At 43.1% G+C, this 23,581-nt stretch carries 26 protein-coding genes and 1 riboswitch; of the genes, 8 read left to right on the top strand and 18 right to left on the bottom strand.

Features of this window, described 5'->3' with window-relative positions; all coding sequences use genetic code 11:
- Positions 1–4 precede the first annotated feature (4 nt).
- From AACM02_RS10440 to AACM02_RS10385, 12 genes are all read right to left on the bottom strand, one after another.
- Positions 5–1,465: a cobyric acid synthase gene (locus tag AACM02_RS10440; protein ID WP_339116918.1), complete on the bottom strand. Its 1,461-nt coding sequence runs from the start codon at positions 1,463–1,465 to the stop codon at positions 5–7.
- Positions 1,466–1,472: 7 nt separating this feature from the next.
- Positions 1,473–2,006, bottom strand: a complete 534-nt coding sequence (gene cobC, locus AACM02_RS10435; protein ID WP_339116917.1) for an alpha-ribazole phosphatase family protein — start codon at positions 2,004–2,006, stop codon at positions 1,473–1,475.
- A 3-nt stretch (positions 2,007–2,009) separates the two neighbouring features.
- A complete protein-coding gene (gene cobS / locus AACM02_RS10430; RefSeq protein WP_214063371.1) occupies positions 2,010–2,765 on the bottom strand; it encodes an adenosylcobinamide-GDP ribazoletransferase in 756 nt (251 codons plus the stop codon).
- A 9-nt stretch (positions 2,766–2,774) separates the two neighbouring features.
- Positions 2,775–3,785 (bottom strand): nicotinate-nucleotide--dimethylbenzimidazole phosphoribosyltransferase, encoded by a 1,011-nt coding sequence (gene cobT, locus AACM02_RS10425; protein WP_339116916.1) that lies wholly within the window; start codon positions 3,783–3,785, stop codon positions 2,775–2,777.
- 14 nt (positions 3,786–3,799) lie between these two features.
- Positions 3,800–4,309, bottom strand: coding sequence for a bifunctional adenosylcobinamide kinase/adenosylcobinamide-phosphate guanylyltransferase (locus tag AACM02_RS10420; protein ID WP_339116915.1), 510 nt, complete (start codon positions 4,307–4,309; stop codon positions 3,800–3,802).
- Positions 4,297–4,686 carry a DUF4430 domain-containing protein gene (locus AACM02_RS10415; RefSeq protein ID WP_332455668.1) on the bottom strand — a complete coding sequence of 130 codons (390 nt, stop codon included), beginning with the start codon at positions 4,684–4,686 and terminating at the stop codon, positions 4,297–4,299. The genes AACM02_RS10420 and AACM02_RS10415 overlap by 13 nt, the downstream gene beginning before the upstream one ends.
- Before the next feature lie 11 nt (positions 4,687–4,697).
- Complete coding sequence (locus AACM02_RS10410) at positions 4,698–6,830, bottom strand: TonB-dependent receptor (RefSeq protein WP_339116914.1); 2,133 nt, start codon at positions 6,828–6,830, stop codon at positions 4,698–4,700.
- Between the two features lie 137 nt (positions 6,831–6,967).
- Positions 6,968–7,171, bottom strand: a riboswitch (cobalamin riboswitch).
- Between the two features lie 55 nt (positions 7,172–7,226).
- Positions 7,227–8,036, bottom strand: coding sequence for an ABC transporter ATP-binding protein (locus tag AACM02_RS10405; protein WP_339116913.1), 810 nt, complete (start codon positions 8,034–8,036; stop codon positions 7,227–7,229).
- Entirely contained in the window at positions 8,033–9,046 is a 1,014-nt protein-coding gene (locus tag AACM02_RS10400) for an iron chelate uptake ABC transporter family permease subunit (RefSeq protein ID WP_321719698.1), read from the bottom strand. Before AACM02_RS10400 ends, AACM02_RS10405 begins: the two co-directional genes overlap by 4 nt.
- Before the next feature lie 27 nt (positions 9,047–9,073).
- A complete protein-coding gene (locus AACM02_RS10395) occupies positions 9,074–9,604 on the bottom strand; it encodes a cob(I)yrinic acid a,c-diamide adenosyltransferase (RefSeq protein ID WP_321719697.1) in 531 nt (176 codons plus the stop codon).
- A gap of 11 nt (positions 9,605–9,615) precedes the next feature.
- Positions 9,616–10,431 carry a helical backbone metal receptor gene (locus AACM02_RS10390; RefSeq protein ID WP_339116912.1) on the bottom strand — a complete coding sequence of 272 codons (816 nt, stop codon included), beginning with the start codon at positions 10,429–10,431 and terminating at the stop codon, positions 9,616–9,618.
- A gap of 11 nt (positions 10,432–10,442) precedes the next feature.
- The gene (locus AACM02_RS10385; RefSeq protein WP_321719696.1) at positions 10,443–11,090 is read right to left on the bottom strand and encodes a diphthine--ammonia ligase; all 648 of its coding nucleotides are present in this window, start codon (positions 11,088–11,090) and stop codon (positions 10,443–10,445) included.
- Positions 11,091–11,384: 294 nt separating this feature from the next.
- Between AACM02_RS10385 and AACM02_RS10380 the strand changes: the two genes are divergently transcribed.
- From AACM02_RS10380 to AACM02_RS10365, 4 genes are all read left to right on the top strand, one after another.
- A complete protein-coding gene (locus tag AACM02_RS10380; RefSeq protein WP_332455661.1) occupies positions 11,385–11,657 on the top strand; it encodes a co-chaperone GroES in 273 nt (90 codons plus the stop codon).
- A gap of 79 nt (positions 11,658–11,736) precedes the next feature.
- Positions 11,737–13,371 (top strand): chaperonin GroEL, encoded by a 1,635-nt coding sequence (gene groL / locus AACM02_RS10375; RefSeq protein WP_332455660.1) that lies wholly within the window; start codon positions 11,737–11,739, stop codon positions 13,369–13,371.
- 363 nt (positions 13,372–13,734) lie between these two features.
- Positions 13,735–17,118: a TonB-dependent receptor domain-containing protein gene (locus AACM02_RS10370; RefSeq protein ID WP_339116911.1), complete on the top strand. Its 3,384-nt coding sequence runs from the start codon at positions 13,735–13,737 to the stop codon at positions 17,116–17,118.
- 130 nt (positions 17,119–17,248) lie between these two features.
- Positions 17,249–17,584, top strand: coding sequence for a YegP family protein (locus AACM02_RS10365; protein WP_214063649.1), 336 nt, complete (start codon positions 17,249–17,251; stop codon positions 17,582–17,584).
- 473 nt (positions 17,585–18,057) lie between these two features.
- Here the strand turns inward: AACM02_RS10365 and AACM02_RS10360 are convergent, their stop codons facing one another.
- Complete coding sequence (locus AACM02_RS10360; protein ID WP_339116910.1) at positions 18,058–19,107, bottom strand: integrase core domain-containing protein; 1,050 nt, start codon at positions 19,105–19,107, stop codon at positions 18,058–18,060.
- A gap of 5 nt (positions 19,108–19,112) precedes the next feature.
- Positions 19,113–19,394, bottom strand: coding sequence for a hypothetical protein (locus tag AACM02_RS10355; protein WP_339116909.1), 282 nt, complete (start codon positions 19,392–19,394; stop codon positions 19,113–19,115).
- 142 nt (positions 19,395–19,536) lie between these two features.
- On the opposite strand from AACM02_RS10355, the gene AACM02_RS10350 reads away from it, so the two are divergent.
- The 4 genes from AACM02_RS10350 to AACM02_RS10335 all read left to right on the top strand — a co-directional run bounded on the left by AACM02_RS10350 (position 19,537) and on the right by AACM02_RS10335 (position 21,336).
- Positions 19,537–20,373, top strand: a complete 837-nt coding sequence (locus AACM02_RS10350; protein WP_339116908.1) for a DUF4349 domain-containing protein — start codon at positions 19,537–19,539, stop codon at positions 20,371–20,373.
- 133 nt (positions 20,374–20,506) lie between these two features.
- Positions 20,507–20,821, top strand: coding sequence for a hypothetical protein (locus tag AACM02_RS10345; protein ID WP_339116907.1), 315 nt, complete (start codon positions 20,507–20,509; stop codon positions 20,819–20,821).
- A 153-nt stretch (positions 20,822–20,974) separates the two neighbouring features.
- A complete protein-coding gene (locus AACM02_RS10340) occupies positions 20,975–21,139 on the top strand; it encodes a hypothetical protein (protein WP_288010502.1) in 165 nt (54 codons plus the stop codon).
- A complete protein-coding gene (locus AACM02_RS10335) occupies positions 21,139–21,336 on the top strand; it encodes a hypothetical protein (protein WP_288010504.1) in 198 nt (65 codons plus the stop codon). Before AACM02_RS10340 ends, AACM02_RS10335 begins: the two co-directional genes overlap by 1 nt.
- 6 nt (positions 21,337–21,342) lie before the next feature.
- Here AACM02_RS10335 and AACM02_RS10330 read toward each other — a convergent pair whose 3' ends face one another.
- The 4 genes from AACM02_RS10330 to AACM02_RS10315 form a co-directional block, all read right to left on the bottom strand.
- Positions 21,343–21,471: a hypothetical protein gene (locus tag AACM02_RS10330; protein WP_339116906.1), complete on the bottom strand. Its 129-nt coding sequence runs from the start codon at positions 21,469–21,471 to the stop codon at positions 21,343–21,345.
- Between the two features lie 94 nt (positions 21,472–21,565).
- Complete coding sequence (locus tag AACM02_RS10325; protein WP_339116905.1) at positions 21,566–22,090, bottom strand: DUF4405 domain-containing protein; 525 nt, start codon at positions 22,088–22,090, stop codon at positions 21,566–21,568.
- A 260-nt stretch (positions 22,091–22,350) separates the two neighbouring features.
- Positions 22,351–22,635 carry a thioesterase family protein gene (locus tag AACM02_RS10320; RefSeq protein ID WP_339116904.1) on the bottom strand — a complete coding sequence of 95 codons (285 nt, stop codon included), beginning with the start codon at positions 22,633–22,635 and terminating at the stop codon, positions 22,351–22,353.
- A 9-nt stretch (positions 22,636–22,644) separates the two neighbouring features.
- Positions 22,645–23,484, bottom strand: coding sequence for an Mrp/NBP35 family ATP-binding protein (locus AACM02_RS10315; RefSeq protein WP_339116903.1), 840 nt, complete (start codon positions 23,482–23,484; stop codon positions 22,645–22,647).
- Positions 23,485–23,581 lie beyond the last annotated feature (97 nt).

The following is a 23,581-nucleotide window of genomic DNA, read 5'->3' as shown; positions in this document are numbered from 1 at the left end:
AATCTTATGTTTTCAAGCATTTATAGATGTATTCCATATCCACGTTTTCCCGGATCAGATCCGCCAGCTGGTTGTACCCCTGTTCTTTTCGGGCCTTGTAGTCGATGGTGGATGTGAACCCGGGGATTAGTTGCCGCAATACATGGTTGATAACCGAAGCATTGTCGAAAATGCCGTGGATGTATGTTCCCCACGTACGGGCATTCAGGCAATAGCCGTCGAATTCACCGTTGTTCATGCGACAAAGCGGACGGATGGAAGGAGTATGTCCGGCATGAACTTCATATCCATTGCCCGACGCATTGCCTTGAACAAAAGAAAACGTGCATTGCCGCGTTTTCTTTCCGCTTGCCAGCGTGGTGGTTACGGGCAGAATTCCGAGCCCGGGCAGAGAGGGTACATTCCCTTCCACACCGTTAGGGTCGTTCACCTCTATCCCCATCATCTGATATCCTCCACAAATGCCGTAAACAGGTTTCCGGGCGTTGTGGTGTGCGAGAATAACTTCTTCCAGGCCCTTTTCACGTAATGCTTTCAGATCGGAAAGTGTGTTCTTCGAACCGGGAATAATAATGATATCTGCTCTAGCCAGCGTTTCGGGACAGCCAGTATAATAAAGGTTCACCCCCGGTGTCTGTTCCAGCATGTTGAAATCGGTAAAATTCGATAAATGTTTGAGCAACACTACCCCGATATTGATTTTCCCGTGTTCGTGACTCTTCTTCTTCTGTTCAATAACCACACCGTCTTCCTGTTCAATGAACAATCCCTGAAAATACGGCACAATTCCTACTACGGGTTTTGCCGTAAGTTTCTCCAATATCTTCTTACCCTCTTCAAATAACTTTAAATCGCCCCGGAACTTATTGATAACAATGCCTTTTATCGCATCCCGTTCGGCTTGCGGCAAGAGCTGCAAGGTGCCGTAAACACTCGCAAAAACGCCGCCGCGGTCAATGTCTGCGACCAGAAACGTGGCGGCCTGGGTATGCAACGCTACACGCATGTTGACGATGTCCTTGTCCCACAGGTTGACTTCCGAAATGCTGCCCGCACCTTCAATCACAATGGGATTGTATTGTCCGGCAAGGCGGTTGAAAGAGTGCATTACTTCGTTAAAAAGAGTGTCGCGCCCGGCCTCATTGAAATATTCCGATGCTGTCTTGTTGCCGGCGGGTTTACCGTTTAATACCACCTGCGATGTGAGGTCGTCGTTGGGTTTAAGCAGTATAGGATTCATTTCCACGAGGCAGCCGATTCCGCAGGCCTCGGCTTGTGCCGCTTGTGCACGGCCGATTTCGAGGTTATCAGCGGTGACATAACTGTTGAGTGACATGTTTTGCGCTTTGAACGGCGCGGGACTATAACCGTCTTGCAGGAAGATACGGCAGAAACCGGTGTTGATGACCGACTTTCCGACATCGGATCCGGTGCCGACAAACATTAAGGGACGGAGTTTTTGCATCTGTTTTCTACTTCTTTTGTTTTTCCAGGATGATTATCTCACCGTATGCGATTTTCCGGTCAAATGCTTCGTTTACCGTATAACCCTCCAGCAGGATAAGGAATGCCCGGATGATTCCGGCGTGGGTGACAATCAGGATATTTCCACCGGTTTTCGGAAGCGAATCGATAAACCGGCGTACACGTTCGAGCATCATGCGGAACGATTCACCGTGGGGACAGGATGTGTTCACGTAATCGTCAAACCATTCCTTTCCTTTATCCTGCGCATAAATATCGTCCCACGGCTGGCGTTCCCATTTTCCGAAATCAAATTCCCTGATTCTTCCGTCGACAATCACGTTGCCGGAAAACTCCCTGGCCAGCGTTACACATCTTTTCAACGGGCTGCTGTAGACTCTTGCAAGCCGGATACCTTCCAGTTCCGATTGTATGGCGGACAACTCTTCGGGAAAAGTATAGGCCAAGGCTACATCGGAATTTCCGTAGCAAATTCCTGGGGGCATATTTACGCGGGTATGTCTTACCAAATAAAGTTTCATCGGTTAAATTAAGGAAATCAGTGCTGTGTAAACAAGGTAGAATGCAATTTCACAAAATTGTTGCAGTGTCCCCAGGACATCTCCCGTGAATCCGCCGATTTTCTTCTCCACGTAGTGTTTCAGCGCGAAGAGGATAATTGCGTAGACAATGGCTGCAACGGCACTTACAAGCGGAGGAATAAAGACCAACGGCAGCACCCCGAAAACGAACGCCGTAACCACTGTCGTTCGCGATAAAGACAGGCGGGAATGCGCTGATTTGCTGTTTTCTGTGCGGGCATAGCTAGACGATTTCATCAGGGCCACCGCCACAAAACGGCTGGAAGTGTGCGCGGCGATCAGCACCAGCGGAACTTTTTCAGGGGTGATGGATGTCAGCAACGAAAACTTAGCCAGGAGTAGCAGCACGAGCGAAATAACGCCGTAGGCGCCCACGTGGCTATCCTTCATAATCTCCAGGATACGTTCCCGGGTGTAGGCTCCGCCAAATCCGTCAAAAAAGTCGGAAACACCATCTTCATGCAGGGCACCGGTTACGGCTATCATAGAAATAAGGGCTGCCGTGACCGAGACTCCCTGTGAAAAAACGAGCATGAACAGCATAAATACAGATGCGCCGACAATCCCAACCACACTGCCTACCAGCGGAAAATAACGGATCGATTGCGCCAGGTTTTCTTCACTGTAGTCGATTTTTCCTGCCGGGATGCGGCTGTAGAACTGCAGCGCGTGAAAGAAGAGGTTGAGTTGCTGTTTCATTGTTCCGGCTTACCTGTTTTTCTCTACGTCAAACACAGCGGCATCTTCAAAGCTTGCCATTTCATTCAAAAAAAGTAATGCCGACTGCAGAACAGGATAAACCAGCGCTACTCCCGTGCCTTCTCCCAGGCGAAGGTCGAGATGCAGTACAGGGTCTCCCTTCATGTATTCTACCATGGCCTTGTGCCCGTGTTCGTTGGATGCATGGCTGAATATCACGTTGTCGAGTACATCGGGCTGCATCTCGTACGCGGTTAAAAATCCAGAGGATGCGATAAATCCATCGGCAATAATAAGCATGTTCAACCGTTTGGCCTCCAATACACCGCCGCAGATCATGGCTATTTCCAATCCTCCGAAAACAGCGAGGGTTTCAAGCGGCGTTCTTGGATTATATTTTGCGGTTACTTGTCTCAGCACATTGTATTTGTGCCGTACCCCTTCTTCGTTTAATCCCGCACCTCGTCCCACACATTCGTCGAGCGGGATACCTGCAAATTTGTGTAGTAACAGTGATGCCGGTGACGTATTTCCGATACCCATTTCCCCAAAACCGATGATGTTGCAGCCGCGTTCAAACTCCTGGCGTACACATTCGGCGCCTTTATCCATTGCCTGCCGGCAGAGTTCGATGCTCATGGCCGGCTCGTGTATCATGTTTTTTGTGCCGCGGGCCAGCTTGCGGTTTTCCACGTTACACCCCGCGGGAAAATCGTAATCTACGCCGGCATCGATTACACGCAGGCGGATGTTGTGTTGCCGGGAAAATACGTTGATGCCCGCACCGCCGCGTAGGAAATTCATGACCATTTGCCAGGTAATTTCTCTGGGACAAGGGCTTACTCCTTCGTCGACAATGCCGTGGTCGGCTGCGAAAACAAGAATAGCAGGGTTCTTCAACTCCGGGGTGAGTGTGTTCTGGACGGTGCCAATTTTCAGCGCGAGTTTTTCGAGTTTTCCCAGGGAGCCCAGTGGTTTGGTACGGTTGTTTATTTTTCTTTGTAATTCTTCCTGTATCATAATTGTTTGATTTATCATTTTATTTGTACGGGGATACCCGAAACCATAAAAAACACTTCATCCGCAGTCCTGGCTATGTGTTGGTTTACCCAACCCTGCAGATCGGTAAAGTGGCGGGCGGTTTCACCGGGAGCGTGCAGGCTCATGCCTATCTCGTTGCTTACCGCGATAAGCGTGAAATCCTGGTTGATGAATCTATCCCATTCGGCTTTTGCTTCTTCCAATGAGGTCTCCAGGTTGAACCCGTTATCGTGAAAGATGTTGGTGAGCCACAGCGTCACGCAATCCACCAGCACGGTTTTACCGTTGAAATCGTGACGACTCAACAGTTTTTCTTCTTCGACGGTGGTCCAGGTTTCGCCTCTGTCGGCCTGGTGCCTCTGGATGCGTTTTTCGAAGTCCTCATCCCAGTGCCGGGCGGTAGCCAGATATAGCGGATCGGTAGCGTATTTTTCTGCCAATCGTTGTGCGAATGAACTTTTACCCGAACGTTGTCCGCCTGTTATGAAAATTATTTTTCGCATGGTTGTTTTTGCTTTATGGCGGAGCAGACATCTTTTTTGTATATCCATTCCACCGTATCGCCTGGATTTACAGGGTATCGAAAAGCGAGTTTATGTGTACTTTCGTTATTCACGGTATAGTACCACGCTTTTTTACCGGCAACGGTACTTATTCCGTTGATGGTAGATACAAAAATATAATCTTTTACCGGATGTGTTGTTACATTGGCGCAACTTTGTACGGCCAGCATGGCCGTCATTCCTTCCTGCCAATTTACCTGAAAGGCTTGGGAAAGCTTTTCTTCTCCGTAATTTATGGTTACGGTAACTTTTTCCTGGGCTTGTAGAGTTAAGACAAGCAGGCTTGTTGTCAATAAAGAAATAATTTTTAGTTTCATGATTTTTTTATTTAAAAGAAATAAGATGCATGACCCATAATGTTCCGTCCCGGCATGTTGTATCCGTCTTTCTCGGTGTAGTTTTCATCGAAAAGGTTGGAAACGGAGATGCCGATACGGGCTTTGGGGGTAAGATTGTAGAAAGCCGAATAATCGAAAATAAGATGATCTGAAAATTGTAATATCTTGTCGGTTTCTTTGTAACCCCCTTTTGTATAGTAGTTTTCTTTCGTAATCAGAGGCCTTGCTCTTGAAAAACCGTCTCTTTCCAACCGACGCCCTTTATATCTTGCATGCAGGCGGGTGGTAAAACCTTTGCGGTTGTCGTAGGAGATTCCGAAATTACCGTTGGTTTTATTCACAAACAAGAGGTCTTTCACTTTCTCGGTTGCGAATTCTGTAAATGTATTGTTGAACATGTAGGTTAATCCTCCGTATATTTCCACTTTGTTGTTCCACCCAACCAGTTGTCCTATATTTATCGAACCTATAAACTCCAATCCGCTCATTGATGCCGATTTCGCATTTTCATAATGAGTGGAATCTGCTTCATTGCCCATACCGGATGTTCTTCGTGTTACAATTTTATTTTTGTGGGTTGTGTTGAAATAGGTTAGGTCAAAATAAAATGTATCCCGATAATACCCCATTCCTCCTTCGTAGGTGATTGACGTTTCGGGTTTCAAGTCTGCATTTCCCACATAGGCCATCCTGAATGGCCACTCGCCAACCAAGGTATTTACCTCATAAAAGCCCGATGTGGCAAATGCGTCGGGAATACTGAATGCTTTTCCCACACTTGCATGGACGTTGAACCCTTTAGGCAGGTTGTATTTTAGTCCCAGAGATGGAATCAGATAAAAATAATTGTCCGAGGTGCTCTTATTACTCAGGCTATCATGTTTGAAGATTTTATACCGGATATAGTTTGCTCTTAATCCTCCATTTATGGATAAGTCTCCCAACTCGTAATTTGTTTGAACAAAAGCCGATAACCGTTGATTTCTGTTGTTTGGCTTATAGGGGCTTGCTTCATTTCCTTTTTTTGATTGGCGGGTAGATTGATAATCCAGCACATCATAGTCCATGCCTGCCAACAGGGTTATATGATTGAGATAATACGTATTGTTTGTTCTCACACCATACTCACTCACATCATCCTTAAAAGAGATGAAATTGGTTTTGTCGCTTGCCGCTGTTTCGTAATTCCAGTTTTTTTCGTTGGAATAGTAAGGTGCAATGATTAATTTGTTGTTTTCAGACGTGTGTGATATTTCGCTGAACAGATTGAGTCTGCCGATATCTTTTTTGGATGCAATCTGAGTGAAGTAATTTCCGGGTGTTTCCACATCCGAAGCCAGGTTGTAGAACGACGATACAGACACGTTCCATTGGTTGTTCACGGAATAGTTTAGTTTTCCAAAGAGTTGAGACATCTGAAACGTGGTGTTCGGATACACATCGCCATATGATTTTTCGTCGAGGATGAGCTTCTCCGTTTTGGATATTTTCAACAAATTTTTTCCGCCTATACGGTAATCTTTTTGCTGTATCTGGTTCGAAAAACCCACGACGACACCAACTCTGTCAGAAAGCATGCCCGCCGCATTGGCATCGAACGAAGTTGTGCCAAAACTTCCGCCTTTGAGCGAAACTTCCCCGGTTTTTTGTAACGTTGCTTTTTTTGTGATGATGTTTATTACGCCTCCCATGGCATCGGTTCCGTAGAGAACCGAATAGGGGCCTTTGATCACTTCGATACGTTCAATAACCGATGTGGGTAAGGTTGTTAAATTGCTTGTCCCGGATGGTAATCCGTCAATCATTACAAGGGTATAGCTGCGTGCGTGCGCTGTAGGTGAAAATCCCCTCATACCCACGGTGGCTGACGCACCGGGATATTGAATCATGTCAAGATTTGTTGCTCTCTTTAGAAGCTCAGCTGCATTTTCGGCAGGAATAGACACGATTTTGTCTTTGTCAATAATTTCCACTTTTTGTGGAATACTTTTAAGTGGCAAGTTCATTCGTGTTGCCGTAACAACAACCTCGTCGAGATCGTAATCCTTAACGGTCTCCTGGGCTTGTAGCATCCCTGCAAAAGCAAGCAGGGCCGCAACTCCCGATAAAATTTTTTTGTACATAAATAAAAAAATTTACAGTTAAACAATTAATGATTTGTGTAACCATAAACTTTCGAGAAGGAAAAGGGAATGGCAGGCATGCCATAACCTGATTGGGTCTTGTAGAAAACACCTTGCTTTTATCCCCGAAAGCGTATGATAGATGATGGCTTTCGGACAGGTCTTCCGGCTCGTTTCTGTTTTCTGATGCCTTCCCATCCCGGACAACGGAACAGTGACAATACAACTCAGAAAACATTTTGAAACATACGGCTGCGGGTACAGCTTTGGATTCTTCCGCTTGAGGCGGGATTACCAAATTCCATGATGTCTAAAAGCAGGTACAAAGGTAACGTTTTATTTTAATTTCAGAAAGAAAACCCTTTTTATTAAATAGAGAACCTAGTGGTTCTGGTCTTATAGCTCGTTTAACTCTCTTAATCTTCGTTCCGAGACAGGAAAGACCACCGGTTTTCCCGATACGGGATTTATTTTTACAACCACAACGGTATCGTAAACATGCTCGATGTTCTCGTATGTAAGAACGTTTTCGGGACTCCCTTTCCTGTGGATTCTACCGTTTTTCATCATGATGAGGTAATCGCAGTATTCGGCAGCCAATGTTAAGTCATGCACAATCATGATCACGGATAATTTCAGCTCATCGTTAAGTTTTTGCATCAGGTTCATGAACTTCACCTGGTGGGTGATGTCGAGGTGCGACGTGGGTTCATCCAGCAGTAAAAGCGCCGGATTCTGGCAGAGTGCCGAAGCAATGCTTGCCATTTGTTGTTCTCCTCCGCTCAGTTCAGCCATGGATTTGTCGCGAAGCCGGTACGTATTGGTCAACTGCATGTAGTGATGTGCAATATCTATATCTTCGGCCTTGTCGAAAAACTGAAACGGTTTCCTGTAGGGCATTCTTCCCATCAATACGTATTCTTCGACCGTGATGTGGGTTGTTTCCGTAAATTGCGATACAATAGCGATTTTCTGTGCTTTTTCGCGGAGCGTCAACAGCGATAAATCCCTGTCTTCGAACAGAACAGATCCGGAGCGTACGGGAAGGTCGCCGGAGATACCGCGGAAAAGTGTGGTTTTCCCCGATCCGTTAGGGCCAATGATGCCGGTAAAGGTGCCTTCAATTAAAGAAAAGCTGATACCGTTTATAGAAAAGCCGTTCTTGTAACCACACGAAAAATTATTTAATGTGAGTAATTCTTTCATATTCGCAGCAGTTTAGAGCGTTTTTGAGAACGGCTTAGTAAGACAATAAAAACTACTCCTCCCACAATTCCTGTAATTACGCCGATAGGTAATTCGTTAGGAGAAATGATGGTCCGGGCAATAATATCACACAATATTAAAAAAATACTTCCGCTTAAAAAAGAGGAAACCAGCATAATGCGATAATCCGAACCTACAAACAGGCGGACAATGTGAGGAATAACCAATCCAACAAATCCAATAACTCCTCCAACGGCGATACAGGCACCGGTGAGGACAGAGGTAATAACAAATAAAATACGAATAGTGGCATTGGAATTAATGCCTAAATGGCGGGCTTTTTCCTCCCCCAGGCGTAGCGCATTGAGTGGCATCACAAACAGATAAGAAATAAGCAGGCAAACGATTGACAAGACAACCATGGCTCCGATCATGGCGGTATTGGATTCGTTGAGCGATCCCATAATCCAGAAGACAATGCCGTGGATGTTTTCTGTCGCTGTGATGGACATTAAAAACATCATCAACGAGGACGAGATAAAACTGATCATAACACCGATAAGGAGCATCCTGTTCACACTCAGTGCACCCTTTTTCAAACTTAATGTATAAACCAGAAATATGGTTGTAAATGCACCGATAAATCCGGCAAGCGGCAAAAGTAGGATGTTAAGCAAGTGTAATCCTGCCACGATGGCAAACGTAACACCCAGGGATGCTCCCCCCGATATGCCCAGTGTGTAGGGCTCCACCAGGGGATTGCGGTAAATTCCTTGTAATATGGCGCCGGCCAGGCTCAGGCTCCCGCCTATGGCAAAGCCAAGCAATGTGCGCGGAATACGAATGTAAAACAACACGCCGTACTCCATGCTCTCCTTATCGGCGAGAATTTGCGGAATTTTTTTATAGGGTATGGGGATTTCGCCAATGCTTAGCGATAGAATTATGACAACAGATAATGCTACCAAAAACAGAAGAACGTAGATGAACCAAATGAGTTTTTTAGACATATTCTTGCTATTACAATTCTCAAATCATCAATACTCTATTCCTTCGCGGCTAAAAACGCCTTTATCGTAGGGATGTTTTATTTTCCGGATGAAACTCACGTAATCGGCCAGATCCATAACATTCGGAGTGGCTCCTCTTCCCGTTAGGATGAGTTCCGTATGAGGAGGCTTGTTTTTCATAAAATCAATTAAGGTATTTTCTTCCAGGTAATTATCCCTGACGGAGATAAGTATTTCGTCGAGAATAAGCATGTCTGTCTGATCGTTTTTCAGCATCCGGTTAAGGGTGTCGATTGCTTCGGAAACCTCGCGCTTGATTGCGTTTTCGTCAATACTTCTATCCAGGTGCGGATGTCCTTTTGCAAAGGTGAATACCTGAGCGCCAAGCTTCTTCAGGCCATCAATTTCGGTATATCCGTATTTTTCAGGCTTTTTGTGAAAAGAGCAGTAAACCACCTTTAATCCGCTTCCCAATGCACGTATGGCCAATCCTACCGATGCCGTTGTTTTTCCTTTTCCGTCACCGGTATAAATATGTATAAGTCCTAAGTTATTCACAGTCTGAAGTTTTATTTGTTTATTATTTTTTCCAAGACTTCCATTGTTTGTACAAAAGTAATGGGAGTCGGTTGACAAGCAATGTCCGACTCAATAATGTGTATCTGTTTTTTTCTTGATGCTGTCAGTTGGGAGTACCTGCTCCAGGTGTCTTTTTCTTCTTTTCCTACGATACCCATGGTGACTATAAAAATATAGTCGGGATTTTGGGTTATTACAAATTCACGGCTCACCGAACCCCGTTTCAAGGTTTTTGCTATATTTTCCGCTCCTAAAAAATTCATGTAATCATCCATAAAAGTATTGGGCAACACCGAGAATAGAGGATTAGCGCCTATTTGAAAAAACATCCGGGGCTTTCTTCCCCATTTTATTCCGGATGAGATGTTTTTTATTTTTTGCTCGCTTTCGAGCACTATCCGGCGGGCTCTTTCCTCTTTTCCTATAAGTTTACCTAGACGAATAAACTGGCCGCAGATTTCTTGAAACGATTTAGGTGACTGGAAAACCTCTACTTTTATTCCAAATTTTCTCAACGTTTCAATGTCTTGAAGATCAGTAAATCCCGAAACCAATACTAAATCGGCCTTCAAGGCAATGACTTTTTCGAGATTGGCCTTTACTGCAGAAGCCACAACCTCTTTTTTATCTTCTTTGGCCGCCATGCAGTAGCTGGTACAGCCTACAAGATTGTCTTGGGCATCCAGGTAATAAAGGCTCTGCGTGAGAGAGGGAGCAAGCGATACTATTCTTTTATACGGGGTTTGGGCAAAAGAAACAACAACGTAAAAAAGGAGGAGCATGCCTGAAAAAAATCTTTTTCTCATATCTGTTATCTTTACTTGATCTCTAAAAACCAATGGTTATCGTCTTCGGTTATGTCTCCTTTCTCAAAAAGAATCGGCGCTACAAAGAGAGGCCCGTCAAAGACAAATGTGTGGTATTCTCCGTTTTCCCCACAAGGATCGGTGGCGGGAAATGTATGTATATCGGTTAAAAAATTGTTGTCGATCAATCTGCCCAGAAACGATTTAGGTAATTTTTCTTTTCTTACGGATACGACGATGGTTTTAAATCTTTCCGTAATAAATTGTTCCATAAGGCCGGAAGTGCTTTTGCCCCAAAGCGGGAAAACGGCAGAGACGCCTGCTTCGCCACAAACGCGCTCAATCCATGTACGATGCTCTTGCAGGTAGATATCCCCAAAAACGCCAGCATCTACACCTTCTGATTTTAAACGGGCAATGGCTTCTTTCATGTTTTTTTCGTAATTGCCTCTTGATGTGGCTTTTTGTAGTAAAGGAATGTTGAGCCGGGCTGCCTGTTTGCGAATCATAGCGCTGCTTATTCCGTGAGAATGCGGTTGACCGTTTCCTTCGCCGGACATATTTAATAAACAAACTGCCTGGTTTTCGGGATTTTTCAAAAAATGATACAGCGCATGCATGCAATCTTTGCCGCTGCTCCAGGAAACAAATGCTTTCATTTTCTTTTTTAAAATACAAAGGTACAAAATATCAATTATTTTCTGCAGGTATCTTTGAAGGTTGTAGAATTGGTTGTGGTTTTAACCCGAGATGACAATCGTAAAAGAATGTAATTTTACGATATGAAATGTTTTCTAAAAAGACAGCGAATATGAAAATTTGTCAGTTTGAAAAGTTATTTTATCAAAAAATTGACATGCATTTTTTTTGGCACAGAATTCGCATAGAGTCTTGTGTCTGACGACAAATTATTAGAACTAACATCATATAATTTATTTAAATTTTGTATCAATATGAGTATTAAACCATTAGCAGACAGGGTGCTGGTAAAACCGGCAGCTGCAGAAGAAAAAACAGTAGGTGGAATCATCATTCCAGACACAGCAAAAGAAAAACCGTTGAAAGGTGAAGTTATTTCAACAGGAAATGGAACAAAAGACGAAGAGATGGTCGTGAAAGCCGGTGACAACGTCTTGTATGGCAAGTACGCCGGTACGGAGATTGAACTTGATGGTGAAAAGTATTTGATTATGCGTCAATCGGACATTCTGGCAATCCTTTCTTAAAAGGTAGTAATGAGTAATGGACTCAAGACTGTAACGGTCTGAAGTCAAAAATCTAAACATCTAAAAATCTATAATAAATATGGCAAAAGAAATTAAATTCGAAATGGAAGCACGCGACTTGCTTAAGAAAGGCGTGGATTCATTGGCAGATGCAGTAAAAGTAACATTAGGGCCCAAAGGGCGTAACGTGATACTCGACAAAAAATACGGTGCACCGCAAATTACCAAAGACGGTGTTACGGTCGCAAAAGAAATAGAGTTGGAAGACTCTTTCCAAAACATGGGAGCTCAGTTAGTAAAGGAAGTAGCTTCCAAGACCAATGATGATGCGGGCGATGGTACAACAACGGCCACTGTTTTGGCACAATCCATCATTGGTGTTGGCTTGAAGAACGTTACTGCAGGTGCTAATCCGATGGACCTGAAACGCGGTATCGATAAGGCTGTTGCCAAGGTGGTTGAAAACCTGAGGGAACAGGCCGTTGAAATTGGTGATGACCTTAAGAAGATCGAAAACGTAGCTAAAATTTCTGCCAATGGTGATGAGGCTATCGGTAAGCTTATTGCGGAAGCTATGCAAAAAGTGAGTAAAGAAGGTGTGATCACGGTTGAAGAATCCAAAGGTACGGATACGTACGTAGATGTAGTAGAAGGTATGCAGTTCGATCGCGGATATATATCTCCTTATTTTGTAACTGATACTGAAAATATGGAAGTTCAGTTCGAAAATCCGTTGGTATTGGTACACGATAAAAAGATTTCAGCCATCAAGGATCTTCTTCCCATTCTCGAAAAAGGAATTCAAACCGGCAAACCGATGTTGATCATTGCCGAAGATATCGATTCGGAAGCATTGACAACGTTGGTTGTAAACCGTCTGCGTGGATCGTTGAAGATTGCTGCTGTAAAAGCCCCGGGCTTTGGAGACCGTCGTAAGGAAATGTTGGAAGATATTGCCATTTTGACAGGTGGAACCGTGATCTCAGACGAAAAAGGACTTACCCTTGAAAACGCTACACTCGATATGCTCGGAAGTGCCGAAAAAATCACTATCGACAAGGATACAACTACTATTGTTAACGGCGAGGGTGACAAAGATGCCATCTCCAACAGAATAGGACAAATCCGTTCACAAATCGAAAAAACGACTTCCGATTATGACCGCGAAAAATTACAGGAACGTTTGGCTAAACTGGCCGGTGGTGTTGCTGTGCTTTATGTGGGTGCTCCTTCGGAAGTAGAAATGAAAGAAAAGAAAGACCGTGTAAACGACGCCCTTTCGGCAACACGCGCTGCTGTTGAAGAAGGAACCGTTCCTGGTGGAGGTGTCGCTTATATTCGTGCCAGCGAAGCGCTGGAGGGCTTTAAAGGTGAAAACGAAGACGAAACCACCGGTATCGAAATCGTAAAACGTGCTATAGAAGAACCCCTTCGTCAGATTGTTGCCAACTCTGGAAAAGAAGGTGCGGTTATCGTACAGAGAGTTCGCGAAGGTAAAGCTGACTTCGGCTACAACGCACGTACCGATAAGTATGAAAACCTGTACGAGACTGGTGTTATCGATCCTACCAAGGTAGCGCGTGTTGCGCTGGAAAACGCAGCATCCATTGCGGGTATGTTCCTGACAACCGAGTGTGTAATCACCGATAAGAAAGAAGAAAATCCTGCTCCGCAAATGCCTATGGGTGGAGGAGGAATGGGAGGAATGATGTAATTTAATTTTAATGCATGATATACTCTCACATTGAAAAATAAAGAAAGGAAAGCGCGCGGCCACATGGTCGCGCGTTTTTGTTGGTTGCTTGTCGGAATTTTATTTTTAACATAAAATAGCCGCAACATGTGTTAAGTTCGATAATATTTGTTTGTTATTTTAAATCCTCAAGTGGTTTCTTTTTGATTGTTTTATGACTATCTTACTTACATATTTATTGAAAAGTTACCGATGCAATCAATTGAAATTTAAAATATTGTATAACTAAAAAATGTAACAAAAACGTAATGTTTTTCACATTAAATTTTTGTAATTTTGTACAGATTTTTTAATAAATAATCCAAAAACATTAAAAATTGATTTATGATTAAGAAGATGAAGTTTTTAACAGTGGTATTTTCTTGGCTGCTCGCCACTGTAGTGAACGCCCAGATGACCACTTCAAGTATGAGCGGCCGTGTCACCGACAATGAGGGGGCTGTTATCGGGGCGACAGTGGTTGCCACACATACTCCTTCGGGAACCACGTATGGGACTGTCACTAACGTAGATGGACGTTTTAGTTTAAACGGTATGCGAGTGGGTGGACCGTATAAAGTGGAAGTTTCTTATGTGGGTATGAATACAATAGAATTGGAAGGAATTCAATTGCAGCTTGGAGAAACTTATCCGGTCAACGTTGAAATGTCTGAAAGTTCAGAAGTTCTTAATGAAATACTCGTTACAGCACAAAGAACTAAATTTACAACAGAGAAAACAGGTGCCACAACCAATATCAATACGGATCAAATTACGCTGATGCCTACTACCAGTAGAAACATTCAAGACATTGCCCGACTTTCTCCGTATGCATCTTCAGGGATGGATTTTTCAGGTCGTGATGGACGTAACAGTAATTTTACCGTAGACGGCGCACGTTTGAACAACAACTTCGGTTTGTCTGACAGATTACCTGGTGGTGGAAACCCAATTTCACTGGATGCTATTGAGGAAATGCAGGTTGTAATTGCCCCCTTTGATGTTCGTCAATCTAACTTTATTGGTGGCGGTGTAAACGCTATTACCAAATCAGGAACAAATACTTACAGAGGTAGCGCTTATACCTATTTTTATAATCAAAACATGCGTGGAAACTCAATTGGTGATTTCACGCCGGAAGGCGATCGACCAGAAGAAGGAAAAACAATTTACGGAGCAACATTAGGAGGTCCGATAATCAAAGATAAACTGTTTTTCTTTGCTAACTTCGAAACAGAAAAAAGCCCTCAACAAATCACTAAATGGAGGGGTTCTCCAAATGGAGTCGCCAACGGTGATGAATTTATTTCCCATGCACGCCAGTCTGATCTGGATGAATTTTCTCGTCTTTTAAAAGAACGTTATGGGTACGATACAGGATCATCAACCGATTTTCCAGGTGGTGTTTCCAACCTTAAATTTCTGGGACGTATTGACTGGAACATTAACTCCACTCATAAACTGAGCTTGCGTTACAATTATACCAAAAATGACGACTGGGTTCCGACCAACGGTAACTCAAGCGATACCGGCTACCGTTTAAATGGAACCGACAGGATTGGTGTTAATTCAATGGCTTTTATGAACTCTACCTATTCACAGGGAAGTATCGTTAAATCGTTTACTACTGAGTTAAATTCAAGGTTGTCAGACGCTATAAGTAACCAATTGTTACTGACGTATACCGATATCAATGATCAGCGAGGCAGTAAATCTTCTCCGTTCCCGTTCTTTGATATAATGGATGGTGATGATGTGGTTGCTGCCGGTGAAGACCCAACAAACAACAAAAACTTTAAACCATATATGAGTGCTGGTTACGAGTTGTTTACCTGGAACAATGGTGTAAAGAATAATGTATTTAGTATTACAGACAACTTTACCTATTACCTGACATCGCACAAGTTGACTGCTGGGTTAAGTTACGAGTATCAGTCCGCTTTAAATTCTTATATGCGTAACGGAACGGGATACTACCGTTTCAAAAGTTTTTCCGATTTCAAAAATAATGCTGCTCCCGAAGCATTTGCCCTTACCTACGGGTATGACGGAGAATTGAACCCTGCCGGTAAAGTGACGTTTGGTCAGCTGGCTGCGTATATTCAAGATGAGTGGAACGCACTTGATAATTTGAAGTTGACTTACGGAATCCGTATGGACAATACATTCTTCCTAAACGATATGTTGCGTAACAACGCTATTTATTCGCTTGATTTCGGTGGTAAGAAAGTGGATACCGGAAAATGGCCTGATGCTAAGTTCCAATTCTCTCCCCGTGTAGGTTTCACCTGGGATGTTCTTAAAGACAAAGCACTTGTCGTACGTGGTGGTACCGGGCTTTTTACGGGCCGTCTTCCTCTGGTGTTCTTCACCAACATGCCCCAAAATTCCGGTATGATTCAAGGTGCAAGCAATCAGATTTATACGACTTATGACAAAAACACCGGTGCTGCAACGGGCCGTAATCCTTTACTGGATCAAATGTATGTGGACGGTAAGTTAATGACGGACGTAAACCAAATGATTGAAAAATTGGGTTTAAAAAAGACTATTACCCAAGAAGAAGGCACACTGCAAAGTAACATGGCTGGAGTGGATAACAATTTTAAAATGCCTCAGGTCTGGAAAAGTTCTTTGGCTGTAGATTATCAAATACCGGTTTCATTTCCGTTATCGGTAACTGTTGAAGGAATGTTTACCAAATACATCAACGATATCCGCTTACTTAATTATAACATCAAAGATCAAACTCAAGCTAATGGGTATACTCAATTTGAAGGTCCGGACAAACGGTTTATTTACCCTTCAAACTATAACTATTATAGAAACCATGCAAGCTACGATGCAGACCACAAAAAAAATGTGGGTGTGCTAGGTGTGCTGACTAACACAAGTGAAGGGTATGGGTATACTGGAAACATTACTATCAATGCAGAACCTGTCAGAAATTTGAATTTAATGGCAGCTTATACCCATACAGCTTCTTACGAAGTAAGTGGTATGCCGGGCTCAAACGCTACTTCTGCATGGCAGGGTTTACCTACCGTAAACGGGCCAAACTTTAACGGTGCACAATGGTCACAATACGTTTCTCCTCATCGTATTATTGCTTCTTTGAACTACAGGATCAATTACCTGGGTGGATGGACTTCATCTGAATTTGGTGTTTTCTATCAGGCATATTCGCCATATCGCTACAGCTATACATACTCTAACGATATGAACGGTGATGCTATCAATCAGGATTTGATTTATATTCCTGCAACAAAAGATGAAATTCAATGGAAAACAGCTGAGGATGCTGACCGTTTTTGGGATTTTGTAGAAAAAGATTCTTATTTAAGCAAAAATAAAGGAAAATATGCAGATGCTTATGGCGCTTATGCTCCTATGGTTCATCGTTTCGATCTGCATTTCGCTCAAAACTTCATTGTGAAAACAGGTAAAACGACAAATACGTTGCAAGTAAGTTTAGACATTATGAACTTTGCCAACTTGCTGAACAGCACTTGGGGAGTTAATAAGCAAATGATACCTGCAGCAAATAGGGGACAAATTCTGAAATTTGAAGGTGTAAACAAAGATGGAGTAGCCGGTAATGCTGATGACAAAGTGCCTTATTTCTCGTTCTTTAATGCTGAGAAAGTATCGGAAATTTATACAAGATACAACGACGTAAACTCTCAGACTTGGAGACTACAACTTGGATTAAGATATATTTTTAATTAAAAATAAAAAGACTTTTGCATAAAATGCCTCACTGACTGAAAGTGAGGCATTTTTTTGTTAATAACGTTGAACAAAGCTACTCGTAAATCGTTTAGAAAAGGTATTTATATCTAACTAAAACAAAAAAACTATGGGAAAATTTGTTATTACCACCAGAAAAAGTGGTGAGTTTCAGTTCAATCTTAAGGCCGGAAACGGACAGGTGATCTTATCGAGTGAGGGTTACTCTACCAAAACCGCGTGCTTGAACGGCGTGGAATCTGTAAAGAAGAATTCGCAAGAGGATGCCCGTTTTGAAAAAAACGTGGCAAAAAACGGTAAATTTTATTTTAACCTGAAAGCTTCCAACGGACAGGTTATTGGCAACAGTGAAATGTACGAGACCGAAGCTTCGAGGGAAAACGGCATTAAATCGGTAAAAACCAACGCTCCCGATGCACAGGTCGACGACCAGACTGTTTCCTGAGACTTTGCATCGTAAATAGAATACTCCCCTAAACTATCTTCTGAATAGAGTAGGGGAGTATTTTATTGTATTATGTGCTACTTGAATATAAAAAATGCATACAGTTCTTTTCAACCTGCTCACAAAGCGGTTTTTTCTTTTTGTAACCCACACCAACATCGCAAATATAGTTGATTTTTTTCAGAATGAAGCGAAAAGGATGATATCGCCAGTAGACGTTAATACCATTACCAAGTCCGACAAAAATTTCCAAGAAAACTCATAAAAGAAGTCGAAGGCGGAACACCTATTAGAGAGGCGATAAAAACATTTTCAAAATTATAATAAACACATTACTTTTGTGTTATTAATAACGATAACGTAATACATGAAATAATTTCCACTTGTATTAGCCCGTAATAACCGAGCACATTAATTGTATTTAATCTTTTTTATTACTTTTGTATCGGACAAGCTGATCCGATGGTAATATATTATACCGAAGGATTTATAGAAGGGGTGTTACTGTAAGTAATTGCCCCTTTTACCATTGCCTGATGGGCTGTTTCATTTCTTCGTGGCATTGAGCCACTAGAAATGAGGACAAGCTGAACCTCAGGATCCTTATTGCCCGATGGTATGTCATCATTTTCTTTTCGCTGGCTTTCCGCATACTTTTCCCTGTATTCTACAGGAGAACAGTAATCCAGTCTATGAAATATCCAATCCGCGTTGTAGTTATCAATAAAATGATTGATAACGCTATAAGCTTCCTCGAAGGAAGAAAATGTTTCTGTTTGCAGCACCTGTTCTTCCAGGGTGCGGTGAAACCGCTCTATTATCCCGTTGCATTGCGGTGACCGTACAAACGCTTTGGACATCTCCAATCCCAGGAATTTCATTTCATTCATAAAATCAGCAGAGTCATACTGCGAGCCATGGTCGCTTCTTAATTGCAACTTCATTCCTTTACACACATCCTTACCTACCGAACCGAAAGTCTTCCGTACAGCGGCCCTAACAGGCTCAATGGCGGCAAAACGGTTGCCTTTCCTTGCAATATGCCATGAGATAATCTCATCGTTAAAATGATCGATCACACCAAAGAACCAATGCCAGCCTGACCCTTCAATCCAGAACCTCTTCCCGTCAGTGGCCCACATTACATTGGGTGCATCCGTGATTATAGTACCATCATGTTCGCGCTTATTCGTCTTCCCGGGCCTTCTGTAGGGGCTCAGCAGGTTGTTTTCCCGCATGATGCGGTTCACACGTGCCTTGCCGGCTACCAGAGCGTTTATCTTCCTTTTACCCATGCGCTTCTTCACTTTTATATAACCTTCAGCGTTGAATGTACTTTTCTTAATTTCAGTTTTAATCTCCTGTAAAACCTCTTCATCGCTATGCTTGGGTTTTCTGCCCCGTTTCCCTGTTTTGGGAGTAGGGTTTTCATACCAGGTGCTGCTGCTGTAGCCGACTACCTTGAATATCAAACGCTTCGGATATGGTTTCCCGGTTAATGGATAATGTTCCTCTATCAGCATGGAGATTATTTCCTTTTTAGTTTTGCTGCCAATTCGTTCTTTTTTTTTGTGAGTTCAAGCTCCATCTGCAGTTGCCCGATCTTACGCTCGGCAGCACCCAGCTTCGAATCGTCGGGTTTACGTTTGAACCCGTCGGTACCACTCTCGATAAATTGATCCCGCCAAAGGTTGATATCAGCCAGAGTAACTCCGTATTCACGGCTGATCAGCTCCGGATCCTCTCCACGCAACAAGGATAAAACTATTTCAGCCTTGATTTTCGATGTAAAATTTTTCCTCTTTTCCATAGCAGTTGTAAAAATAACTTTTATTTTTTACTGCTCGGTTTATTTGAGGACTAATATAACTTAAATAATGTGGTGACAAGAACATTTTTCGTGATTTTGATTTCCTGAGAAGACTCCCTGAAAACAATTAAATTATTGTATGATGAGAAAAATATTATCGATATTCATAGTAACACTGCTAATGATTTCATGCCATCAGAAACAATCTGACAATTATACTGCCACCTCAATCGAAGATGAGAGTATTCTTGTCGAACAACAATACAAAAACAGTTCACATGAATCGATTGATGAAATCGAGAAGCAAGAGGTGACTAAAAAGAAAATTATCAAAGACGGACGATTAGGAATTAGAGTTTCAGATCTTGAAAACATTAAATTTCGAATTGACACTATAATTAATCATTACGGGGGATATTATGCAAGTGAGAAACTTAATAATTCGGATTGGGAAACATCTTATAATCTCAAAATAAGAATACCAAGTGATAATTTCATGAAGTTTATACATGATGCTGAGACAGGTGTTGGCGAGATACTTTACAAAGAGATTGAAGCGAGAGACGTAACTGACCAATTTATTGATCTGGAAACAAGACTTGAAAATAAGAGAAATTATCTAAAGCGATACAACGACTTGTTGATAAAAGCCAATAGTATAAAGGAAATACTTGAGATTGAAGAAAAAATACGCGCTTTAGAAGAAGAAATTGAGAACACAACAGGCAAACTAAAATATTTAAGTGACTTAGTTGCTTATAGTACCCTTGATTTAACAATATCAAAACAAAAGAATTTTAAATATCATCCGACAAAAAGAGACAAATTTTCGGAAAAATTAAAGCAATCACTATCTAAAGGATGGTTCGGATTTGTTGATTTCTTTCTCTTTATAATAAATATTTGGCCATTATGGATTATTATTACTTTGATTTTTTATTTGTGGAAAAAGTATAAAATGAAAATAAAGAGAAAATAACTTGATGCAATAAATAAGACTCTGAATCAAAATTTTGTATCTATGACTCCGTCGGATGAAGAGGAAACAGGCGCTGCTCGAGAGCAACTTGTCAGAAATAATTTGATTGGCTGGAATGGCCGAGGGGGTAAAAATGCCCACTGTCAGATCAAGTCTCAACTATTACAGATTAACCATCATTGAGCCGGCAGAGATCGGGAGGTTCTACGAAGCTGTTTTGCACTTCCACCGGTTGAAACAGTTCACCCTCGATTCAGAGGAGGTGCTCCACTCCATCTTTGCCACCGACAGGCAAACAGAGGTATATATGCTGGTGTATCAGGATCTGAAACTGGAGATCTTCATTGACTCCGAGGGAGAAAAAGGTCGTTTTACCCACCTCTGTCTGGAGTACGACAACCCGGATGAGGTGTCGGATCATGCCCATCAACTGGGTTACAGGCGATGAGTCAAAAGAGGTCCCAACCGTGTCACCCATTTTATCTGGGACAGAAGCGGATGAGAAACAGTTGCCGAGGGAGCCAATATCATCCGGATCGGAACCGCCCTGTTTGGAGAAAGAGCAGAATAAGAGATAACTCAGTAGAGAAACAGACTGAACATGTCAGACAACAATACATTTCTCTGGATCGCCCTCTTTGCTATACTTGCAGCCATCATCAACGGGTTGGGAATTTTCATCCTCTACAGGTACCGGAATTGGGCCATACAATTCAAACCTTACTTCATCTGTTTTGCCGCCGGCGTGCTGATTGCACTCCCTTGATGCTGGCACTCCCTCAGGCCATTGAGAAGAATTTCTATGCCGGATTCATCGCACTACTCGGTTTCCTGTTCATGTTTTTCTCGAACGGACTGATCAAGAAGATCACCAAAACAGAGGTGCTCGCTTTTGGCATCGTAGCCGCCGAAGGGATAGCCATATATGGAGTATCTGATCGTATCGGTTCGCAAATCTCGTAATCCGGCCTATTCTTTATTTTTCAAAATGCTTTTGCGCACGTCGTTCATGGTAAAGGCATACTGTCTCCGTAACCTGCCGAGTTTCTCACCGAACCGGTCTGAAGGGATGTTGAGATCAGTTGCAAGTTTTTCCACCGGTATGCCGTATTTGTTGGCAACAAACTGTAGGGTTTGCCTTCCGTTGATTTCAAGGTCGACGAATTCAGTTCCGGATAGAGTCTGTTTCGGTTTATTCAGTCCCGCCCGGGGGGGAAACCACTACATCCTTGTTAGCTTCTTTTGACACTTCTTTACGGATTTCTCCTGGCGGCGCGATTTGGAGAGTTTCTTGTCTGATTTTTCTGTTCAGATGTAACGATTCCCTTGTAACGATCTCCGGTTTCACAAAAAGAGGAAATGCAATCATGAGAAGACCGGCACCGGCAATCAGTGTGGCCGATATTGCACGTAAAGCTTTATCAGGGATCATCCGTTTGAAGATCCCAACGATCATTTTCCAATGCAGAATAATGTGAAGAAGTAAAAGAACGAGAAAAACGATGCTGATGATCAGGTGAATGGATCCCCATTGGTGACGCGTTAGTCCCCAAAATTCCAGTTCAACACCAGCCCCGTAGCGTTCGTTCCGCTGAATACCGGGGATCAGAACATATTTTATCAGGAAGCCGATTCCCGCCAAGGGCATGAGCAGTAATAACATGATGATGTCAATGCTCAGGTTCAGTTTTGATTGATTACACCACTTTTGTTTCATCCTGGCTAATTTTTTCAGTTGTTGCTTAAAATCCTGATTGATGGGCAGGATCCCACAAGCCTCATTCTATTTTTCCCCTTTATAAGGCAGGGCTATCATGTCGCTTTCAAAAACTTTTACGTTTTGATGGCCGGTTGCCTGAAGCCGCGATCTGGATCGGGATTCCTGGGATTCAGGAAAAGAAGAATGGACAATTCCAATGGTTTTATATGCGATATAATACACGACGATTTATGTTTTCAGGTTAGCGTGAATGGCTTTTAAAACAAAATCAGGTGCAAGGCACGGTTTCCAATAACGGCTGTCAAGGTTGTTTTTGCAGTTAGCAGAGCATCATACCGGGTGGTTTTGAGGAAACGAAAATCCATCCTGATAACCGGGAGCATGTATCCGGCATCTTCGACCGACTTGTAAGAAATACCGATACTCCGGAACAATTCCCAACGTGCTGCCTCGTAGTATTTTGCGTAATTGGCATGGTGCATGGTTCCCATCTGGTCAGTATCGGGGTACAAGACCCGGAAAATGTAGTCGTACTCGATCATACTGCTGTTCTATTTATGCGTGCTTTCTTTTCTCTGATTGGCCAAAATAGTATCCGCCAAGCCGGAGAATACTTTTTGTATCTGCTCATCCTGAAAGAGGTTGTCTAGCGACCCCTCATCACAGCTTTGGCGAATCTGCTCATTCATGGGTATCTGTGCGATCAGGGGCAGATGAAACTGTTGTGACAGCTTCTCACCTCCCCCCTGTCCAAAGAGGAAATATTTCTCATCGGGATGCAGCGAGGGAGTGAACCAGGCCATGTTCTCCACGATTCCCAGCACAGGCACAGAGACGTTCTTGTTGTTGAACATGCCAATCGCCTTGATCACATCATCCAGTGCGATGGTCTGCGGCGTAGTCACCACCACGGCACCAGTGATCTCGTACGACTGCAGCAGGGTCAGGTGTACATCACCGGTGCCGGGCGGGGTGTCAATCACCAGATAATCCAGCTCTCCCCAGTCGGTATCGTTGAGCAGTTGCTTGAGCGCATTCGACACCATGGGTCCTCGCCAGAGAAGCGACTGGGAGGGGTCGATAAAGAAACCGATCGAGATCACCTTGATGCCGTACCGGTCAAACGGTTCAATCCATATCTTCCCCTCTTTCTCCATCGATAGCGGCCGCTGGTTGTTCAGGTGGAAGAGAGTGGGTACCGAGGGACCATGGATATCGGCATCCAGCAGGCCGGTTGCATACCCCTCTCTGGCCAGAGAGAGGGCCAGGCCGGCAGCCACGGTCGACTTGCCTACTCCCCCTTTACCCGAAGCAACGATAAGCAAATTTTTTATATTGGGCAGCCTCGTTTTCTCGAACGGCTTTTTGGCAGTATTACATTGTTCGTTCATCTTCTTTTCTTTTTTATTTTGTTCAGTTTACCCTGTATCAATCGTTTTTGTAAACCGGACAACCGATCTACGAAGAGGATGCCATCAAGATAGTCAA

It is taken from the genome of Petrimonas sp., assembly GCF_963921705.1.
Classification (GTDB): domain Bacteria; phylum Bacteroidota; class Bacteroidia; order Bacteroidales; family Dysgonomonadaceae; genus Petrimonas; species Petrimonas sulfuriphila.
The sequence above is the reverse complement of the archived record's forward strand: the minus strand, read 5'-3'. Positions and strand labels throughout refer to the sequence as shown.

Bases quoted from the DNA above. Each gene is read 5' to 3' on its own strand.
- AACM02_RS10440 (WP_339116918.1), bottom strand. From the start codon at position 1,465: ATGCAAAAACTCCGTCCCTTAATGTTTGTCGGCACCGGATCCGATGTC.
- cobC (WP_339116917.1), bottom strand. From the start codon at position 2,006: ATGAAACTTTATTTGGTAAGACATACCCGCGTAAATATGCCCCCAGGA.
- cobS (WP_214063371.1), bottom strand. From the start codon at position 2,765: ATGAAACAGCAACTCAACCTCTTCTTTCACGCGCTGCAGTTCTACAGC.
- cobT (WP_339116916.1), bottom strand. From the start codon at position 3,785: ATGATACAGGAAGAATTACAAAGAAAAATAAACAACCGTACCAAACCA.
- AACM02_RS10420 (WP_339116915.1), bottom strand. From the start codon at position 4,309: ATGCGAAAAATAATTTTCATAACAGGCGGACAACGTTCGGGTAAAAGT.
- AACM02_RS10415 (WP_332455668.1), bottom strand. From the start codon at position 4,686: ATGAAACTAAAAATTATTTCTTTATTGACAACAAGCCTGCTTGTCTTA.
- AACM02_RS10410 (WP_339116914.1), bottom strand. From the start codon at position 6,830: ATGTACAAAAAAATTTTATCGGGAGTTGCGGCCCTGCTTGCTTTTGCA.
- AACM02_RS10405 (WP_339116913.1), bottom strand. From the start codon at position 8,036: ATGAAAGAATTACTCACATTAAATAATTTTTCGTGTGGTTACAAGAAC.
- AACM02_RS10400 (WP_321719698.1), bottom strand. From the start codon at position 9,046: ATGTCTAAAAAACTCATTTGGTTCATCTACGTTCTTCTGTTTTTGGTA.
- AACM02_RS10390 (WP_339116912.1), bottom strand. From the start codon at position 10,431: ATGAGAAAAAGATTTTTTTCAGGCATGCTCCTCCTTTTTTACGTTGTT.
- AACM02_RS10385 (WP_321719696.1), bottom strand. From the start codon at position 11,090: ATGAAAGCATTTGTTTCCTGGAGCAGCGGCAAAGATTGCATGCATGCG.
- AACM02_RS10380 (WP_332455661.1), top strand. From the start codon at position 11,385: ATGAGTATTAAACCATTAGCAGACAGGGTGCTGGTAAAACCGGCAGCT.
- groL (WP_332455660.1), top strand. From the start codon at position 11,737: ATGGCAAAAGAAATTAAATTCGAAATGGAAGCACGCGACTTGCTTAAG.
- AACM02_RS10370 (WP_339116911.1), top strand. From the start codon at position 13,735: ATGATTAAGAAGATGAAGTTTTTAACAGTGGTATTTTCTTGGCTGCTC.
- AACM02_RS10365 (WP_214063649.1), top strand. From the start codon at position 17,249: ATGGGAAAATTTGTTATTACCACCAGAAAAAGTGGTGAGTTTCAGTTC.
- AACM02_RS10360 (WP_339116910.1), bottom strand. From the start codon at position 19,107: ATGCTGATAGAGGAACATTATCCATTAACCGGGAAACCATATCCGAAG.
- AACM02_RS10355 (WP_339116909.1), bottom strand. From the start codon at position 19,394: ATGGAAAAGAGGAAAAATTTTACATCGAAAATCAAGGCTGAAATAGTT.
- AACM02_RS10350 (WP_339116908.1), top strand. From the start codon at position 19,537: ATGAGAAAAATATTATCGATATTCATAGTAACACTGCTAATGATTTCA.
- AACM02_RS10345 (WP_339116907.1), top strand. From the start codon at position 20,507: ATGCCCACTGTCAGATCAAGTCTCAACTATTACAGATTAACCATCATT.
- AACM02_RS10340 (WP_288010502.1), top strand. From the start codon at position 20,975: ATGTCAGACAACAATACATTTCTCTGGATCGCCCTCTTTGCTATACTT.
- AACM02_RS10335 (WP_288010504.1), top strand. From the start codon at position 21,139: ATGCTGGCACTCCCTCAGGCCATTGAGAAGAATTTCTATGCCGGATTC.
- AACM02_RS10325 (WP_339116905.1), bottom strand. From the start codon at position 22,090: ATGAAACAAAAGTGGTGTAATCAATCAAAACTGAACCTGAGCATTGAC.
- AACM02_RS10320 (WP_339116904.1), bottom strand. From the start codon at position 22,635: ATGATCGAGTACGACTACATTTTCCGGGTCTTGTACCCCGATACTGAC.
- AACM02_RS10315 (WP_339116903.1), bottom strand. From the start codon at position 23,484: ATGAACGAACAATGTAATACTGCCAAAAAGCCGTTCGAGAAAACGAGG.